Here is an 18,317-nt window from a genome sequence, read left to right on the forward strand (position 1 = left end):
GGCGTCAGCGAGACCCAGCCGTTGCGGGCTGCGCACGTGCGGGGCGCGCCCAGCGCGAGCTGGCCTGGATGCCGGCCAGGCCGAGGCTGGCATCATTCATGCCCAGCGGCTTGAAGATGCGACGCTCGACCGACTGCTCGTAGAAGCTGCCGGAGGCCGCATAGACAACGTCACCGATCAGGCTGAAGGCCACGTTCTGGTAGGCGTAGCAGTCGCCCGGCAGGCACTTCAGGCTGGTGTTGGCCAGCTTCTGGGGTCAGCGAGTAGTACTCGGCGTTGCCTTCGATGTCGCGGTCGTAGGCGTTGTACGGCAGGCCGACGCGATGGCTGAGCACGTCGGCGACGGTCAGGCGGTCGGTGGCTTCCGGCGAGTTCAAGCGGAAGCCCGGCACGTAGTCGGTGACCTTGCTGTCCCAGCGCAGCGTGCCGTCGTTGACCAGCAGGCCGGCCATGGTGCCGGCGAAGGCCTTGGACAGCGAGGCCAGGCGGAACACGGTGTGCGCATCGACCGGCAGCGGGTTGTTGACGTCGGTGACGCCATAGCCGCGCGCGCTGAGGATGCGGCCGCCCTGCACGATCGCCACCGCCATGCCCGGCACGCGCTCGCCATAGGTCAGCTGCTGCGCCATCGATTCGATGTTGGCGACGTTGAAGCCGGCGGCCGGCGCCTGGACGTGCGGCACCAGGCCGGTGCGGTAGGCCGCAGGCTGGGTTGTGGGCGACGGTGGGAGCCGTCGCGGATTCGATGTTGGTCGGCATCGGCGGCAATGCCGGCGGTGTCTGCGCGGTGGTGGACAAGGCAACGGGCATCAACATGCCCAGCAAACCGGTGGCCGCCGAACGGATCGGACGACGCAGGCTGTTCTTTTTCATCGGTTGGACCCGTGCGCGACTGCTGATGGCGATTCTAGCGCCGCTTTTCCCCTGTGCACAAACAAAGCGAAGATGAATGCGCATCTTGTTGAAAAAGTTGGAATTTTGACGCCCCGAAAGTGTGTGTCGGAACGTGTCATCGCGGCCCGTCGTCGCGCCCATCGGCAGGCGCGGGGGCGCGTCACGCTGGCGATGTTGCAGTGCATTGGCTAACGTACGCGCTTCACTGCCCCGGAGCCTGCCATGCTGCTGTCCAACCGCCGTCTGTGGGCGAGGGGCGCTGCGTGAGCGCTGCACCGGGCAAGGGGCCGCTGCAGGGCCTGACGGCGGCGCTGCGCGAGTCGCCGGCGCTTTGGTGGTCATTCCTGTACTTCTTCTGCCTGCTCAGCGGCTACTACGTGCTGCGCCCGGTGCGGGAGGCGATGGCCGCCTCGGCGGACCTGGAAACGGTGTTCCCGCCCGTGCTCATTGCCTGGTTCGCCAGCCACGGCATCGCATTGAAGGACTTCGTCCTGCAGTTCCTGTTCTCCTGCGTGTTCGTGATCATGCTGGCGCTGCAGCCGGTCTACGGCTGGCTGGTCAGCCGCTTCCCGCGGCGGGTGTTCCTGCCGGCGGTGTATGCTTCTTCATCGTCACCCTGCTGGGGTTCTACGTGCTGTTCGACAGCGGCTCGTACCCGGCGGGGGCATGGCCTTCTTCTTCTGGGTCATGGTGTTCAACCTGTTTGCGGTGGCGGTGTTCTGGAGCTTCATGGCCGATGTGTTCTCCAATGCGCAGGCGCGTGCCTACTACGGCTACATCGGCGCCGCCGGTACCCTCGGTGCCTTCCTGGGCCCGTTGATCACCAGTGCGCTGGTGCAGCGCGGTGGGCATCGCCAACCTGATGCTGGTCTCGGCAGGGTTCCTGGTCGTGTGCCTGTTGTGCATCTGGCGGCTGCGGCACTGGGCGGTGCTGCGCGAGCGCGAGCAGCAACTGGTCTCCGGCGAGCAGCCGATGGGCGGCAGCGTGCTCGACGGCCTGAAACTGATCGTGCGCGAGCCGCTGCTGCGTTGGCTGGCGGTGATGGTGGTGTTCGGCGTGGGCGTCGGCACGCTGCTGTACAACCAGCAGGCGAGCATCGTGCGCGCGTCCTTCACCGATCCGGCGGCCAGTACCGCGTTCTTCTCGCGCATCGACCTGGCGGTGAATGCATTGGCGCTGCTGATGCAGGTGGGCCTGACCCGCTGGCTGTTGTCACGCCATGGCATCGCGCCGGCGCTGCTGATTCCCGGTTTCGCGATCCTGATCGGCTTCTCGGTGCTGGCAGCCTCGCCGATGCCGTTGATGGTCGCGGTGGTGCAGGTGATGACCCGTGCCAGCGAGTTCGCGCTGGCCAAGCCGGCACGCGAGACGATCTACACGCGCGTGGACCGGCAGTGGCGCTACAAGGCCGGCGCGGCGATCGATACCGTGGTGTACCGCGGCGCGGACCTGGGGTTCACCTGGGTCCACAAGGCACTGACCCTGTTTGGTTCGCACGTGGTGTTCATCGGCGGCGTGCTGGTGGCCGGCTTCATGACCCTGGCTGCGTTCGGCGTGCTGCGTGAAGAAAAGAAACTTCCGCGCGACCGCTGAGCCACGCGGGGTCGGGATCCCTCTCCCACGGAGAGGGCTCTGACCCCATCACCCCATCCATCCATCCAAGGAACCGCCCATGTACTGGATCGCACTCGCCCTGACCCTGCTGGTCGCACTGCTGCACGTCTACTTCCTGGTGCTGGAGATGTTCCTGTGGACCCGCCCGCTGGGCCTGAAGACGTTCCGCAACACGCTGGAGAAGGCCGAGACCACGCGCGTGCTGGCGGCCAACCAGGGCCTGTACAACGGCTTCCTGGCGGCAGGCATCGTAGTGGGGCTGGTGATCGATCAGCCAGTGCTGGTGACGTTCTCGCTGGCCTGCGTGGTGGTGGCCGGGTGCTATGGCGCGTACAGCGTGAGTCGCCGTATTTTCATGATCCAGGCGGTGCCGGCGATCCTGGCGTTGGTGTTTCGCGCGGTAGCGTAGTTTCCAGCCAACGGCGCAGCCCCTCGTGGGTTGGTCGCGTGGAGCTTGTCATGGGGTTGGCCGGGCGGGTTGGGTTCGCGGGGGACGCCGCAAGTACGTCCCTGTAGGCTTGGCCGCGGCATCCATGCCGCGGACACCCCCGCGAACCCAACCCGCCCGGCCTCAGACAGGTTCCGTGCGCGGCCAGCCCACGGAGAAGAAAAAAGAAGATCAAGGGCAACAGCGGATCGCTGCGCTCGTGGGTTCTGCGTGCATGAAAAAAAGCGGCCGATGGGTCGCTTTTGCTTTTGCTCTTCTTTTTCTCTTCCGTGGGGGACGCCGCAGAGATCCGTCCGAGGCCGGAGGGGTGGGGCCGGGCGGGGTATCCGCGCCATGGATGGCGCGGCCAAGCCTACAGGGACGTACTTGCGGCGTCCCCGCATGGACCCAGCCCTCCGGCCCAACCGATAAACCGCTTTCGCCGTCCACCCACGAGGGGCTGCGCCGTTCGCGGGAACCTCACTTCGCCGGCGACATCCACATGTCGATGACCGCGCTGAACACCTCGGTGCCCGCACGGTCGCGCACGCTCACCGTCACCGGCAGCGCATAGCCCTCGGCCGCGACGACAATCGGCTGCGCCGGCAACGCCACCGCCCGCAGCGTGCCACGCGCCTTCGCCAGGTACTGCACCTGCATTCCCTTCGGGATCCAGCGCATGCCCTTTGGCAGCGAGGCATCGACCATCAGCCCGGCGGTCAGCTCGGCCAGGTTGCACATCGCGATCGCGTGCACCGTGCCGATGTGGTTGCGCACCTTGCGGCGGTCGGCCAGCGTGCCTTCACAGCGGCCGTGTTCCAGGCGGGTGATGCGCGGCGCGATGCTGGCGAAGTAGGGGGCCTTGAAGCACACCGCGCGCGAGAACAGCCAGTTGCCGGCGGGCCAGCGCTGCAGGCGGTGGTAAAGCGAGAGCAGGGGCGTGGACATGGTGGATATTCCGGTCGGCGGATAAAGCGACGGCGGGCCGAGGCCCGCCGTCGAGGCAACGCGTGTCGCGGGCGATCAGGCCGCCTGCGAGTGCGGATCCTTGTGCTGGCGGTCGTAGTAGCTGGCCGCGCGCAGTTCGTGGGTGTCGAAGTCGTCAACGGTAATGGTGTCCAGGGTCAGCGTACGCAGCTCTTCCAGCAGGCTGCGTTCGTCCTGGGTGATCACGCCCTCGGCCACGGCTTCGTCCAGCTGCGCCTTGAAGTCCAGCGCCTCGATGCCCTTGCTCTTCAGCGCCTTCAGGAACTTGCGCTCCACCGGCTCGGCCATGATCGCCTTGCTCAGGTAGCTGTTGATACGGCCGCCCGGGTTGTTCTCGCACGGGGTCAGGAACACGCCGCTGGCCAGACGGTCGCGGGCTTCATTCGGCGCCATCAGCAGGGCGGCGACACGGCGGCTCAGGCGATCGCCCGGAGCCTCGGCGCGACGGCCCAGCGGGAAGATCAGCGCCCACATCAGCCAGCCGATCGGACGGATCGGGAAGTTGCGCAGTGCGGCCGACAGCGACTCTTCGATCTTGTGCACGCTGTCATGGAAGGCCCAGGCCAGCAGCGGCTGGTCGGCCTGCGGTGCGCCTTCGTCGTGGTAGCGCTTGAGCATGGCGCTGGTCATGTAGACGTGGCTCAGCACATCGCCCAGGCGGCCGGACAGCGATTCCTTGAACTTCAGCTTGCCGCCGAGGGTCATCATCGAGATGTCGGCCATCAGCGCCAGGTTGGCCGAGTAGCGGTCCAGCTTGCGGAAGTAGCGGCGGGTATAGGCATCGCCCGGGGCGGCACCGAAGCGCGCGCCGGTCAGGCCGAACCAGAACGAACGCACGGCATTGGAGATGCCGAAGCGGATGTGGCCGAACAGGCTGCGGTCGAAGTCCTGCAGGCCGGCACGGGTATCCGGATCCTGCGCGGCCTTCATTTCCTTCAGCACCCACGGGTGGCAGAGGATCGCACCCTGGCCGAAGATCAGCAGGCTGCGGGTCATGATGTTGGCGCCTTCCACGGTGATCGCGATCGGCGCGGCCTGCCAGCTGCGGCCAGCGAAGTTGCGCGGGCCCAGGATGATGCCCTTGCCGCCGATCACGTCCATCATGTCCGAGATCACTTCACGGCTCATGTTGGTGCAGTGGTACTTGGCAATGGCGGACGGCACCGACGGCACATCGCCACGGTCGACCGCAGCTGCAGTGGCCTGCGACAGCGCACTGATCTTGTAGGCCTTGCCACCGATGCGGGCCAGCGCTTCTTCCACGCCCTCGAAGCGGCCGACCGACAGGCCGAACTGCTTGCGGATGCGCGCATAGGCGCCGGTCACGGCGGCACCGGCCTTGGCACCGCCGCTGGCGGTGGACGGCAGGGTGATCGAGCGGCCCACGGCCAGGCACTCGTTGAGCATGTTCCAGCCCTTGCCGGCCATGGCAGCGCCACCGATCAGCTGGGTCAGCGGAATGAACACGTCCTTGCCGCGGATCGGGCCGTTCTGGAAGGTCGAGTTCAGCGGGAAGTGGCGACGGCCGATTTCAACGCCGGCGGTGTCGCGCGGCAGCAGGCCCAGGGTGATGCCGATGTCGCGGGTTTCGCCGATCAGGCCATCCGGGTCGTACATGCGGAAGGCCAGGCCGATCAGCGAAGCGACCGGGGCCAGGGTGATGTAGCGCTTGTCGAAGGTCAGCTTGACGCCGAGCACCTGCTCGCCGTTCCACTCGCCCTTGCAGACGATGCCGTAGTCCGGGATCGAGGTGGCGTCGGAGCCGGCGAACGGACCGGTCAGGCCGAAGCAGGGCACTTCGCGGCCATCGGCCAGGCGTGGCAGGTACTGGTCCTTCTGTTCCTGGGTGCCGTAATGCACCAGCAGCTCACCCGGGCCCAGCGAGTTGGGCACACCGACGGTGGAGCTGACCACCGAAGACACCGAGGCCAGCTTCTGGATGACCTTGTGGTGGGCCAGCGCGGAGAAGCCCAGGCCGCCATATTCCTTCGGGATGATCATGCCGAAGAACTTGTTCTTCTTGATGAAGGCCCACAGTTCCGGCGGCAGGTCCGCGTGGACGTGGGTGATTTCCCAGTCGTTGACCATCGTGCACAGCTCTTCCACCGGGCCATCAAGGAAGGCCTGTTCTTCGGCGGTCAGCTGCGGCTTGGGATAGTTGAGCAGGATGTTCCAGTCCGGATCACCGGTGAACAGTTCGCCCTCGAAACCGACCGAACCGGTTTCCAGCGCGATGCGCTCGGTCTGCGACAGCGGCGGCAGCACCTTGCGGAACACCTTCATCATCGGGCCGGTCAGCAGCGGCTTGCGGATGAACGGCAGCAGCAGCGGCACGGCGATGACGGCCAACACGGCGGCCGCGACGATCGTGGCGGTCTGGTTGACGTAGGGAATGAACCAGCAGGCGGCCAGCAGGGCCACGCTGATCAGCGTCCAGGTAACCAGCCGCATGCGGTGGTAGGCGACGAACGCGCCTGCCAGCAGCAGGGCGAGGAAGGGAAGAACGATGCTCATGAGCGTGCTCCGGTGACGTGCTCGTTTGTGGCGGACGAAGCCGCAGCATCCGCTGCGGGCAACACGTCCAGATAGTCCAACACAGTAGCGGTAAAGGCGTCGTTGTCATCGCCGGCGACCATGTGCGTGGCCTGCGGCAGCTGTACATGGCGCGCATGCGGCGCCAACGCCAGGAATTCGGCCACGGTCTGCGGCGTGACCAGGTCACTGCGTCCGCCGCTGACCAGCAGCAGCGGGCACTTCACCTGGCGCGCGGCCTCGGCCAGCGCATCCTGGTGCTGTTCGCTGTCGCGGGCCAGCTCGGCCACCAGGCGCGGGTCCCAGTGCCAGCGCCAGCGTCCGTGGCCGTCCTCGCGCAGCAGGGCACGCAGCGACTGCTCGGATTTGCGCGGACGGTGCGGCATGTACGCCGAGATCACGTCGGCGGCCTGAGTCAGCGAGGCGAAGCCGTCGGGATGGGCGGTCATGAAGGCCAGGATGCGCTCGACGCCGGCGGTGTCCCAGCGCGGGGTAATGTCGACCAGCACCATCGCCGAGAACAGGCCCGGCCAGCGTGATTCGGCCAGCAGGCCGAACAGTCCGCCCATCGATGCTGCAACCAGTACCGGCGGGCGCGGCTGCTCGCCGGCCAGCACGATCAGGTCATCGGCGAACTGTTCGCCGTGATAGGGCAGGTCGGCGGCATTCCAGTCCGAATCGCCGTGGCCGCGGGCGTCATAGGCCAGCGTCTGCAGGCCGGCCGCGTTCAGTGCGCGGGCGGTGGCATTCCAGGCGTGGCGGGTCTGGCCGAAGCCATGCGCGAACAGCACCCGGCCGCGCCGGCCATGGTCGCTGGCGGTGGCTGCCAGGCGGGCGCCATGGGCGGCGTCCAGGCGCAGGTCATGGAACGCAGCGGGAGGTGGGGACGTAACCATACTTGCTAGTATGGATCGCTTCGGGGGGAAGTCAATACTGCACGGTATGGTGCGCTGCGGAACGCACCTGAATGGACCGTCCCGAGGGTCCTGCGACGGTTTCGACCGCAACCGCGTACTGCAACGAACCCCGGCGTATGGTTAAATCAGCCCATGAATCAACCTGACGCTTCCGCCGGCGAACCGCGCGCCGGCCGCAACAGCCGCCTGAGTGCCGAAGACTGGGCCCAGGCGGCCCTCGATCTGATTGCTGAACAAGGTGTCGGCGCCGTCGCGGTGGAGCCGCTGGCACGGCGGCTCGGCGTCACCAAGGGCAGTTTCTACTGGCATTTCCCTTCGCGCGATGCATTGCTGCAGGCGGCGCTGGAACGCTGGGAACTGTTCGAACAGGAACAGGTGTTCGGCAGCCTGGAAGACGTGCCGGATCCGCGCGTGCGCCTGCGCCAGCTGTTCCAGATGGTGGCGCATGAAGTGCAGCCGCACATCATCTACAGCGAGCTGCTGAAGGCACTGGATCATCCGATGGTGCGGCCGGTGATCGACCGCGTCTCGCAGCGCCGCCTTGATTATCTGGTCGCCTCGTTCCGCCAGGCCGGGCTCAGCTCGACCGATGCGCGTCATCGCGCACGTCTTGCCTATGCTGCCTACGTCGGCTTCCTGCAGTTGTCGCTGCAGCTGCAGCAGCCCAAGCAGGCGCGCGAGGATTTCGAAGCGTACGTCGAGCATCTGATCGAGACGCTCATTCCGAACGGATGAGCGCCCGGGAATGATGCCGAAGCAAGGCCGCGGCGATGCCGCGGCCTTTTTTGCACGCCGGCCAGCCTCCTTCCTTGGCGCACAAAGAACAACGGCCCCTTGCGGGGCCGTTGCTGCATCAGCTGATCAGGCTGCCGATCAGAACTTCTGCTTGTACTGCATGTACATGAAGCGACCGATGTCGTAGCCACCGTAGTAGGAGAACTGCGAGTTCGGTGCCGAGTACATCTGCGGGCCGTAGTGGTCGAACACGTTACGTGCGCCGACGGCGATGGTCGCATTCCACGGTGCGTTCCAGGAAACCTGGACGTCGTGGAACATGGTCGAACCACGCTTGTTCATCGGCTGGTCGCGCACCGGATCCGGCGAACCGAAGTCCGGCAGGCTGCACTCGTCGCTGTAGTAGCAACGCTCCTTGACGCTGGAGAAGTAACGGGTGCCCCAGGTCACGCCCCAGTCGCCACGCTCCCAGCCCAGCACCAGGTTCGAACGCAGGCGGAAGTTGCTGCCGAAGCCGTTGAGGATCGACACCGGCACCTGCTGGGCGTTGGTGGTCTTCAGCACGTTCTTGGTGACGTAGCTGTTCTGCAGGTTGGCGTTGAAGGTACCCCAGCTGTCGGTCTCGAAGCGGTACGCCACATCGAAGTCGAAGCCTTCGGTTTCCTGGTAACCGGCATTACGCGGTGCGTAGGTCAGGTTGGTCACGTTGTGACGGTTCGGATCACGGTGTGAACGAGTTGCAGCGGTCGGCGATGCCGAGCACGTAGCAGTCGTTCAGCTGGTCATCCGGGCTGTCAACGACGATGGTGTTGGTGATCTTGATGTTCCACCAGTCCAGGCTCATGTTCAGGCCCTGGGCGAAGGTCGGGCTCCACACCAGGCCAACGGTCTTGGACTTCGACTTCTCCGGGGTCAGATCAGGATTGGAGACGGCATTGAACGGATCCGGCGTCTGCTCATCCGGACCGCTGGCCGGCACATAACCCTGGCGCAGCTGGCGGAAGGTGCCGGAGGTCGGGCCGATGGCCGCGGCACAACGGGCCGCCACGCCCGGCTGATCAGTGGAGCCGAACGAGGTGTCGCACGGATCGGTGAAGTACGCGAAGGTCTGCGAGCTGCCGCCGTACAGATTGTCGATGGTCGGCGCGCGGAAGCCTTCGGCGTAGGTCGCACGCACCAGCAGCTGATCGATCGGCTTCCACTTCAGGCCGAACTTGTTGTTGGTGGTGTTGCCGAAGGTGTTGTACTTCGAGTAGCGCGTCGCGGCGTTGAAGCTCAGTTCCTTGGCACCCGGCAGGTCGGCCAGGATCGGAACATTCAGCTCCAGATAGACTTCGTTGACGTTGTAGCCACCACCGGTCGGGCCGGCAGCCAGGTCGGTGGAGTAGCCGGTCTGCGACAGGGCGTCCGGATTGTACGAACCCTTGTCTTCGCGGTACTCGTAACCCAGCGCGAAGCCCAGGTCGCCGGCGGGCAGGGTGAACAGGCTGCCGGCGATGTTCGCGTAGTAGGTCTTGGTGGTGACTTCACCGGTGTTCTTGGTGGTCGGGAACAGGAACTGCTGCAGATCCGGGTTGCCGGTCAGGCCACCGTCACCGGTACGGCCGTACGGAATGGCCGGGTTCCACGGCAGGCAGCCGCCGGCACCCGGGCCGTAGATCGGATTGGAACCGTCAACCAGGCCTGCAGCGGTGCCGCACTCGACGCGACCGGTGGCCGGGTTGTAGAACGAGGGACCGGTGGCAGCATTGACCGCCAGCACGTTGTAGTTGCCGGTCTGGCTCTGCTGGTTCTCAGAGTTCTGGTAGATGTAGCCGGCTTCCCAGTCGAAGTACTTGTCATTGAACTGGAAGCTGCCCTGCAGGGCGCCGGTGAAGCGGAAGGTGGTCAGCTTGTTGGTCGACAGGCGCGGCACTTCCCAGCCACGGCGCATGAAGCCCATGTCCTTGCCGAAGGGGTTGTAGTAGCTGTCGGCATCCCACTTGGCACCCAGGCGCTCATACGACGCGGACTGCAACGGATAGCCGGCGACCTGGGCCTGCGACTCACGACGGGTGTACAGCAGGTCGGAGACGAAGCGGATGTTGTCGGTCAGGTCGTACTGCACGTTGGCGAACACCGAGCGACGCTTGGTCGGCGTCAGCAGGTGCATCTGCGTGTTCGAGTTGCTGGTATCGCCGGTGATGCCGTCGAAGTCCTGGTCGTGGTACTGGTTGACGTCGCGGTAGTCGCCACCACGGTTCAGCACCAGCCAGTCATCGGTATCCGGATCGATGATGGTGCCCCACTGGCTGACCGGGCTCCAGTTCTGGGCCGGGTGGAAGGTGGTGCGCGGATAACGGCTGAACCAGCGGTCCTTGGCCCACACTTCCTTTTCTTCGGCGTATTCGGCGCCGATGGTGATCGAGCCACGGTCACCGGTGAAGCCGGCCACGAAGTCGTAGCTGGTCTTCTGGCCGTCGCCTTCGCCGTACTGGCCGACGTAGGCGTTGGCTTCCAGGCCCTGGAAGTTCTTGCGGGTGATGATGTTGATCACGCCGGCGATCGCATCGGAGCCGTAGATCGACGACGCGCCGTCCTTCAGCACGTCGATGCGCTCGACGATGGCCGACGGGATCTGCGACACGTCCTGCAGGCCGCTGACGCTGGCGCCGAGGCGCTTGCCGTCGACCAGCACCAGCGTGCGCTCGGCACCGAGGTTGCGCAGGTCGATGTAGAAGCCACCGACGGCTTCACCGGAGGACAGCGGCTCGGAACGGCTGATGGCCGGGCTGCCGGCGGCAGAGATGTTCTGCAGGACGTCGGCAACCGTCTTGAAGCCGCTCTTCTCGATCGAAGCGCGGCTGATGCTCAGGACGGGCTGGGCGGTTTCGGTATCGACCTGGCGGATGCGCGAACCGGTGACCTCGATACGGTCGAGGTTGGTGGCTTCCTGGGCGTGGGCCGTCGCGGTGGTGGCACCGGCGACAAGCGCGATCACAACTGCGTCACGCAGCTGGCTGGACTTGAGTTTCATTGGCTCTCTCTCTCCAAGAAATCTTGGCTGGGGTTAATGCCCGGCGGGGGAGCGAAAAAGCGCTCCCAAATCGCGAGGCTGACCCGATAGTAACGGGCGTTCGCCAAGAATTAAAGCTGTGTTAATGAAGTCTGTGATTTTGGTAAAAATGAACTTTTTTCATGCCAATCAACAGGTTGCTGGTATGGTCATGACGTTCTGCCTCGTTTGTTAACGCAGAATGATGAAAAAAGTTTCGATTGAAATGTATCTCAGTATGTCGATTCGCATTGTTTCATCACCCAGCAGCGATACCGATTACGTAGGTGCGCGGCAGGCATGCATATGCAAAAGGCGCCTTTCGGCGCCTTTGGGAATATCGTTGCTGAGCCTGTTTACCGGGATCAGAGATCCTGTTCGTAACGCACATACGGCACGGTGCCGTCGTCGTTGCTTTCATTGCGCGGGGAGAACGGATTCTTGCCGCGGCTGATCACATTCTCGGCGCCGACGGTGAGCTGGCCGGACCACGGGGTACGCCAGGTCAGGCCGATGCCCAGGCCTTCCCACTTGCCGGGCTTGCCCGGGACGTCGACCACGCGGCCGATGATGCTGCCGGTGAAGTTGCCGTAACCGGCGCCGATGCTCAGGCTCTTGCTGTCCCAGCGATCGACGATGGCCGGCGAGGCGTCGGCCAGCGGAACCAGGCGCGCCTTGGCGTAGGTACCGGCAATGGAGACGAAGCCTTCGCGACCGATGTTCTTCTGCGCGAACACGGTCAGATCGTTCTGCTCGGCGCGCAGCGAGGGTGTCTTGTTCGGGCCCGACAACCAGGCGGGCAGGGTTTCACGGCCGGTGCCGGCGGTGATGCCCAGGCGGCTGTTGCCCCGGTTCAGCGCCGCGGTACCGCTGAAACGACGGCTGTTCAGATCATCCTCGTCGCCCAGGCTGGCCAGCATGCAATGGCTGGCCAGGCCGCTGATGCTGGTGCCGCTGCTGCTGTTGCAGAGCAGGCCCAGCGAATCGCCGGAGGACAGGCCAAAGGCCGCGTCCAGCGAATTGCGGCCGAAATGCCAGCGGGCGCCGGCCGCCTGTTCACCGGTCGGTTCCAGGTACAGCAGCGCCTCGACCTTGCCGCTGCCCTTGTTCCATACCGGCAGGACGGTGCGGGTGTCCTTGCTCTGCGCATGCACGCCCGTGATCGCGCCAAGGGCGATCAGCAGGGCCAGCGGTAGACGCAGGTAGGTACGCATCGGACCAGTTCAGACAGGGACGGACAACGGAAGTTCCCGTGGGGACGGGAACCTGATCCTAGGGTGTTTATGAATTCTTAACAAGCCTTGATCCTCCCCAGGTACAAGACTGCCGTTTACTGAAGTCGTTCAGGCGCCGGTACAACCCCCTGGGCGCCGTGGAACAGTATGCCGAACTCCGTCAATGGAAAGTGATACTCGCGCCCGCAGAATTCGCAACGCACCTCGACGGCGCCAGTATCCTCGGCGGCCGCGCGGGCCTCCTCTTCCCCCAGCGACTGCAGCATGCCGGCCACCCGCTCGCGCGAGCAGGAGCAGGCGAAGGACAGCGGCTTGTCGCCCAGCAGTTCCGGCCGCTCCTCGTGGAACAGGCGGTGCAGCAGCTGCTCGGCCGGGGTCGCCAGCAGCTCGGCCTTGCCCAGGGTCTCGAACAGGGCGCTGGCGCGGGCCCAGCCATCCTCGTCGCCTTCGCCGCCCGGCAGCTTCTGCAGCAGCAGGCCAGCGGCACCGTTGCGGTCGGCCGCCAGCAGCAGGCGGGTCGGCAGCTGCTCCGACTGGCGGAAGTAGTCCTCGAAGGCCTCGTCGAGTTCCGGCGCGGTCAGCGCGACCAGGCTCTGGTAGCGCTGCGGCTCGCGCGGGTCCAGGCCGGGGTTCTCGATGGTGATGGCCAGGATGGCGTCCTCGCCGAGGCTGGACAGGTCACGCGGCGCGTCGGCGCCCTCGCTGAGGCTGGGCGATGCCGCGCAGGGTGCCGGCGGCGGTGCATTCGGCGAACAGGGTGCGTAGGGCGGTGCTGCTGCGCAGTTGCACCGACAGGCGGCCGTCGATCTTGGTTGTGGCCGGTGAACAGTGCCGAGGCGACACAGGCCTCGCCGAGCAGCTCGGCAGCGGCGTCCGGGGTACGCAGCGTGGGACAGGATTTCCTGCCAGGTGGCCTGCAGGTGCACATGCACGCCGCGGACGCCGGCGTCGGGGAGCAGGAAACGGATCAGGGAATCGGAGTTGGCGGTCATCGCTCACATCGCGCGTAAACGGGGGCGGTTGCCGGATAATGCGCCGACAACCAGACAGAAGAAGGATGCACCAGTAATGGGGGCAGCGGGGGAGAGCAGCACAAGGTAGAGGCGGTGGTGGCCGCGCCGCGCCGGCGACGCTGGCGCTGGAAGCGGCTGCTGTGGCTGCCGGTGCTGCTGGCCGCCTTCAGCTGCCTGCAGGTGCTGGTGCTGCGGTTCATCGACCCGCCGGTGTCCACGGTGATGCTGTGGCGCTATGGCGAGGCGCTGGGCGAGGCCGACTGGTCCTATCGGCTGCATTACCAGTGGCGCGACCTCGACCAGATGGCCCCGAGCCTGCCGATCTCGCTGGTGGCGGCCGAGGACCAGCGCTTCCCCGACCACAATGGCTTCGACCTGCAGGCCATCGAAAAGGCCCGCGACCACAACGCCAGGGGCGGACGCCTGCGCGGCGCCAGCACGATCAGCCAGCAGGTGGCCAAGAACCTGTTCCTGTGGGCAGGGGCCGCAGCTGGATCCGCAAGGGCCTGGAAGTCTGGTACACGGTGCTGATCGAGGCGCTGTGGCCGAAGGAGCGCATCCTGGAGATGTACGCCAACATCGCCGAGTTCGGTGATGGTGTGTACGGCGCGCAGGCAGCAGCCCAGAAATACTGGGGCAAGGACGCGGTCCGGTTGAGCCCGGCCGAGAGCGCGCGACTGGCGGGCGGTACTGCCGGCACCGCGACGCTACAACGCGGCCGCGCCGGGGCCGTATGTGCAGCGGCGTGCCGCATGGATCCAGCGCCAGGCGCGCCAGCTGGGGGGGCGCGTCATACCTGTCGGAGGACTGAGACAGGCGCGGCGTGATCGACAGGCGACGGGGCCGTGCGCCCGGCGGGGCAACGTACAATCCGGGCATGACCCGCGAACGCTCACTTTTGTCATCGCCGCCTACAACGAGGCCCTGGCGCTGCCGCTGCTGCATCCGCGGTTGTGCGCTGTGCTGGACGGCCTGCCCGACATCGACGGCCACATCCTCTATGTGGATGACGGCAGCCACGATCGCACCTGGGAGGTGATCGCCGGGCTGGCCCAGGCCGACGCGCGCGTCTCGGCGCTGAAGCTGTCGCGCAACTTCGGCAAGGGAGGCGGCGCTGACCGCAGGCCTGGATCTGGTGCATGAGGGGGCTGCGATGATCCTCGATGCCGACGGTCAGGACCCGCCGGAGCTGGTGCCGCAGTTCGTCGCGCGTTGGCGCGAGGGCCATGACAACGTCTACGGCACGCGCATGGCCCGCGATGGCGAGGCCTGGATCAAGCGCGCCACGGCAGCGATGTTCTATCGGGTGATGGGCCGCCTGTCGCGTACGCCGATTCCGGCCGATACCGGAGATTTCCGCCTGCTGTCGCCGCGCGCGCTGAGTGCCCTGCGCGGGATGCGTGAGCGCCACCGCTTCATGAAGGGGCTTTTCAGCTGGGTAGGCTTCAAGCGGATTGCCGTGCCCTATCACCGCCACGCGCGCGTGGCCGGCACCAGCAAGTTCAGCCTGTGGCGGCTGTGGAATTTCGCCCTCGAAGGCATCACTGGGTTCTCGACCGTGCCGCTGCGGGCCGCCACCTACCTGGGCCTGGCAACCGCAGCGGTCGCGTTCGTGTTCGGCCTGTGGGTGATCGTGAAGGCGGCGCTGTATGGCGACCGGGTGGCGGGCTGGCCGACGATGATGGCGGTGATCCTGTTCCTCGGCGGGGTGCAGCTGATCGCGCTGGGCCTGATCGGCGAGTACCTGGGACGGCTGTACGAGGAGTCCAAGCAGCGGCCGTTGTACCTGGTTGACGCGTGGCTAGCATCCGCCGTGGCAGGACTCGGCCCTGCAACCCACCCTCGGAGGGCAGGCAGATGACGACGGTACGGCAACTGTTGGACGGCAAGTCTCCTGAAGTACATGCGGTCGCGCCGGATGCGGCGGTGATTGATGCGATCCGGTTGATGGCGGAAAAGGGCATCGGTGCGGTGCTGGTGATGGACGGGCCGCGATTGGTCGGGATCCTGTCCGAGCGTGATTACGCGCGCAAGATCGTGCTTGCGTGATCGTTCGTCGCGCGATACCGCGGTGGCGGAGATCATGACGGCGCAGGTGGTGACCGTGTCGCCGGCGAGAAGGTGGAGCACTGCCTGCAACTGGTGACCGACTACCGCATCCGCCATCTGCCGGTGGTCGAGGGCGCACCAGGTGCTGGGGGTGATCTCCATCGGCGACCTGGTGAAGTCGGTGATCGATGCGCAGCGGCGCGAGCTGGACCAGCTGCAGCAGTACATCGTGGCGGGATGAGTCTGTCGCTGGCGGGCCTGCGGCCCGCCGGCCCGCTTTTTTGAAGCTCAAAGCCAAAGCCAAAGCAGCGCCTTCCTGATTACGTCGGTAGGCTGAGGGCATGGGCGTGCAGGACACGCCGCAAGTACATCCTGTAGGCTCGATGGCGCCCATCCATGGCGCCAACGGTCCTGCACGCCCATGCCCTCAGCCTCTGGACAAGTCCCACGAGTGCGGTGGGTTGCAGCGTCGGTTGACTGCCTTTGGTAGCTGCCAACCTTGGTTGGCAACAGCTTTTGACTTTGCTTTTTTCTTTTGACTTTGAATTTCCGCTCTCGTTCCGCGCGAGCAGGAAACTGTCAGGAGGGGGACGGGTGACGCAGGCAGGACCGTTGGCGCCATGGATGGCGCCATCGAGCCTACAGGGATGTACTTGCGGCGTGTCCTGCCTGCGTCACCCGTCCCCCTCAAACCACGATCAATCCAGGCGCCGCGAACAATGCTCCTACTTCGCATACTGCCCGCCGCAGTCGGCATCCTTGCCCGGCCCGGGTTCGATGGTCGCCAGCAACGCCGCCGGCGGGGCGATGCTGCCCAATGCCAGGGCCACCGCGCCGCGGATGCCCAGCGCCTTGAAGTCCGGGCGGAATGACGGGTCCTTGAAGGTGCCGGCGATGTGCAGCGGCGAGCGCAGTACCAGGATGCTCTTGTCCTTCGGCCGTGGCTTCAACAGCAGGTCCAGGGTCTCATCGCGAAGGCTGACCGTGCCCTCGCCGATGATGATCGTGTCGGTGGTATCCACCGCCAGCGCCTGGCTGGTCATCAGGCCGTCGCGCACGCCCGAAGTCGGCGAAGGCGCAGCGCAGGGGGATCTGCTTGTCGCCGGTCACCAGGAATTTCAGCGACTCGGTGATGTCCAGGCCGGCCAGCTCCATCACCAGGTTGCCGACATGGCCGCGGCCCATCGCCAGGCCGACCTTGCCGCTGCTGCTGCCGAGCATCGCGGCGATCGAATTGCCGCGGCCACTCAGGTCCACCTCGCCGCCGATGCCGCCCTTGGCCTGTTCGGCCAGCTTGGCGTCGGGGAACAACTGGCCGAGCTGCACGCCGCGCACGCTGGCCTTCAGCGCGGGTACTGAATCTGCGGCTGGCGCGCGTCCATGCGGATCGTGCTGCGGATGTCGCCGCCGGCGACGCCGAAGTTCAGCGGGTCCAGCCGCAGCACACCGTCATCCAGCAGCAGATGGGCATCCATGTCGTCCAATGGCAACGAGGGCGCGTTTGATGCGATGGGCACTTCCAGCGCACGTCGGCATCCATCGCACGCAGCTTGCCGAGGTTGTAGGGCGTGTCGGGCAGCACGCGCGCACGGGCAGCCACCCGTGCGGGCCTCGGCCTTCTGCTGCGCATTGGCGGTTTCGCCGCCGCCGGTTTTTCGGTGGGGCGCCGACGAAGCCGGCCAGGTCATCGAAGTCCAGGCGTCTGGATTCCAGCGTGGCCGTCAGTCGCGGGCGCGCGCCGCCCACTTCGAACTGCAGGTTGCCGCCGAGGTCGCTGTCGCCGACCTTGCCGGTGAACTGCTCATAACGCCAGAGGTTGTGGTCACGCTTGAGCCGACCGTTCAACGCATAGGGCGGGGACGGCGGAATGGCGATGCCGAGCAAGGGGTAGAGGTCGGCCAGGTCCCTGGCCGCTGAGCGCGAACTGCAGGTCGAATACGCGCAGCTGGAAGGGGTTGGTCAATGTGCCGCTGGCGACGGCGTGGGTGGCGCCGGCGCGGCCGTCGAGGTGGATGCGGAACGGGTGATCGCTGTCGGTCAGCTCCAGCGGTGATTCAGTGCCACCGCGCAGGGTGAATGGATTGCCCTGCCAGTGTCCCTTGCCCTGCACCAGCAGCGGTGGCGCGGCGTCGGCCTGCTTCGGCTGCCCGCTGCGCACGTCCACGCGGATATCGGTGCGGCCGAGTGCATCGAGGAACTGCAGGCGACCGTCATCGATGCGCAGCCGTTTGAGCTGCGGGCTTGCCCCGCCGGCGCTGTCACCGAGGGAAATCCCAGTTGCCCGGTTCGCCCTTGCGCGGGGCGGTTTCCAGCAGCACGTCCGGCCGGGTCAGGCGCACTTCGGGCAGCTGCACGCTGCCGCGCAGCAGGGGCCAGACCCGCACGTCGATCTCGACGCGGTCGGCGCTGGCCATGTTCGGCTGCTTCGCCCAGCCTGCATTGGCGAAGGTGATCGCATCGGCGCGGATCGTACTGGTACGGCCGAGGTCGACATCCAGGTGGCCGATGTGCAGTGCGCGGCCGGTGCGGGCCTGCACTGCGCGCTCGACCGGGCCCTTGAACCAGTTCCAGTTCCACAGCGCGATCAGTACCAGCAGCGCGGCCAGCAGGAAGGTGAGCAGGGCCAACCAGCGCTGGCCTCGCGGGCCGGGGCGGCGGAGGCGCCAGCGGGGCGTGCGCGTTGCAGCAGGGGAGGCGGCAGCATTCACGCTGCCATGGTTTGCCCCCTCATCGTGGACGGGGCGCGAAGCGTCCATGTGCGCGGCGTGCACACGCCACGCGCGGGCAGGTGCTACAGCACCTGCATGGTGACCGCGACGAAGTGGCAGACGCTGCCACCGATCACGAACAGGTGCCAGATGGCATGCGAGTAGGGGATC

7 protein-coding genes and 9 pseudogenes are annotated in these 18,317 nt (G+C 66.2%); 7 read left to right on the forward strand and 9 right to left on the reverse strand.

What is annotated here, in order from left to right; genetic code table 11:
• Positions 1-4: 4 nt before the first annotated feature.
• Positions 5-629 (reverse strand): annotated as a pseudogene (locus AB1281_RS00145) (serine hydrolase domain-containing protein).
• A gap of 116 nt (positions 630-745) precedes the next feature.
• On the opposite strand from AB1281_RS00145, the gene AB1281_RS00150 reads away from it, so the two are divergent.
• From AB1281_RS00150 to AB1281_RS00160, 3 genes and pseudogenes are all read left to right on the forward strand, one after another.
• Entirely contained in the window at positions 746-949 is a 204-nt protein-coding gene (locus AB1281_RS00150; RefSeq protein ID WP_430344786.1) for a hypothetical protein, read from the forward strand.
• A 208-nt stretch (positions 950-1,157) separates the two neighbouring features.
• Positions 1,158-2,488: pseudogene (locus tag AB1281_RS00155) on the forward strand (NTP/NDP exchange transporter).
• Positions 2,489-2,567: 79 nt separating this feature from the next.
• Positions 2,568-2,918: a DUF1304 domain-containing protein gene (locus AB1281_RS00160; protein ID WP_422347608.1), complete on the forward strand. Its 351-nt coding sequence runs from the start codon at positions 2,568-2,570 to the stop codon at positions 2,916-2,918.
• A gap of 498 nt (positions 2,919-3,416) precedes the next feature.
• Here the strand turns inward: AB1281_RS00160 and AB1281_RS00165 are convergent, their stop codons facing one another.
• From AB1281_RS00165 to AB1281_RS00175, 3 genes are all read right to left on the reverse strand, one after another.
• A complete protein-coding gene (locus tag AB1281_RS00165) occupies positions 3,417-3,884 on the reverse strand; it encodes a hotdog fold domain-containing protein (protein ID WP_412704191.1) in 468 nt (155 codons plus the stop codon).
• 75 nt (positions 3,885-3,959) lie between these two features.
• Positions 3,960-6,437 (reverse strand): acyl-CoA dehydrogenase, encoded by a 2,478-nt coding sequence (locus tag AB1281_RS00170; protein ID WP_014038165.1) that lies wholly within the window; start codon positions 6,435-6,437, stop codon positions 3,960-3,962.
• The gene (locus AB1281_RS00175; protein ID WP_014038164.1) at positions 6,434-7,351 is read right to left on the reverse strand and encodes an alpha/beta fold hydrolase; all 918 of its coding nucleotides are present in this window, start codon (positions 7,349-7,351) and stop codon (positions 6,434-6,436) included. The genes AB1281_RS00170 and AB1281_RS00175 overlap by 4 nt, the downstream gene beginning before the upstream one ends.
• 153 nt (positions 7,352-7,504) lie before the next feature.
• On the opposite strand from AB1281_RS00175, the gene AB1281_RS00180 reads away from it, so the two are divergent.
• Complete coding sequence (locus AB1281_RS00180) at positions 7,505-8,107, forward strand: TetR/AcrR family transcriptional regulator (RefSeq protein WP_005418411.1); 603 nt, start codon at positions 7,505-7,507, stop codon at positions 8,105-8,107.
• Between the two features lie 138 nt (positions 8,108-8,245).
• Here the strand turns inward: AB1281_RS00180 and AB1281_RS00185 are convergent.
• From AB1281_RS00185 to AB1281_RS00195, 3 genes and pseudogenes are all read right to left on the reverse strand, one after another.
• A pseudogene (locus AB1281_RS00185) lies at positions 8,246-11,123 on the reverse strand (TonB-dependent receptor plug domain-containing protein).
• 383 nt (positions 11,124-11,506) lie between these two features.
• Positions 11,507-12,355 (reverse strand): hypothetical protein, encoded by an 849-nt coding sequence (locus tag AB1281_RS00190; RefSeq protein ID WP_014038162.1) that lies wholly within the window; start codon positions 12,353-12,355, stop codon positions 11,507-11,509.
• A gap of 116 nt (positions 12,356-12,471) precedes the next feature.
• A pseudogene (locus AB1281_RS00195) lies at positions 12,472-13,368 on the reverse strand (Hsp33 family molecular chaperone HslO).
• A 114-nt stretch (positions 13,369-13,482) separates the two neighbouring features.
• Between AB1281_RS00195 and mtgA the strand changes: the two are divergent.
• The 3 pseudogenes from mtgA to AB1281_RS00210 all read left to right on the forward strand — a co-directional run.
• Positions 13,483-14,175, forward strand: a pseudogene (gene mtgA / locus AB1281_RS00200) (monofunctional biosynthetic peptidoglycan transglycosylase); the annotation flags it as partial.
• 117 nt (positions 14,176-14,292) lie between these two features.
• Positions 14,293-15,287, forward strand: a pseudogene (locus tag AB1281_RS00205) (glycosyltransferase family 2 protein).
• Positions 15,247-15,679: pseudogene (locus AB1281_RS00210) on the forward strand (CBS domain-containing protein). Before AB1281_RS00205 ends, AB1281_RS00210 begins: the two co-directional pseudogenes overlap by 41 nt.
• A 484-nt stretch (positions 15,680-16,163) precedes the next feature.
• Here AB1281_RS00210 and AB1281_RS00215 read toward each other — a convergent pair.
• Both AB1281_RS00215 and AB1281_RS00220 read right to left on the reverse strand, forming a co-directional pair.
• A pseudogene (locus AB1281_RS00215) lies at positions 16,164-18,146 on the reverse strand (AsmA family protein).
• Positions 18,147-18,229: 83 nt separating this feature from the next.
• Positions 18,230-18,317, reverse strand: a pseudogene (locus tag AB1281_RS00220) (PAQR family membrane homeostasis protein TrhA); the annotation flags it as partial.

Origin of the sequence: Stenotrophomonas sp. NRRL B-14846 (assembly GCF_050473585.1) — a bacterium.
Classification (GTDB): Bacteria; Pseudomonadota; Gammaproteobacteria; order Xanthomonadales; family Xanthomonadaceae; genus Stenotrophomonas.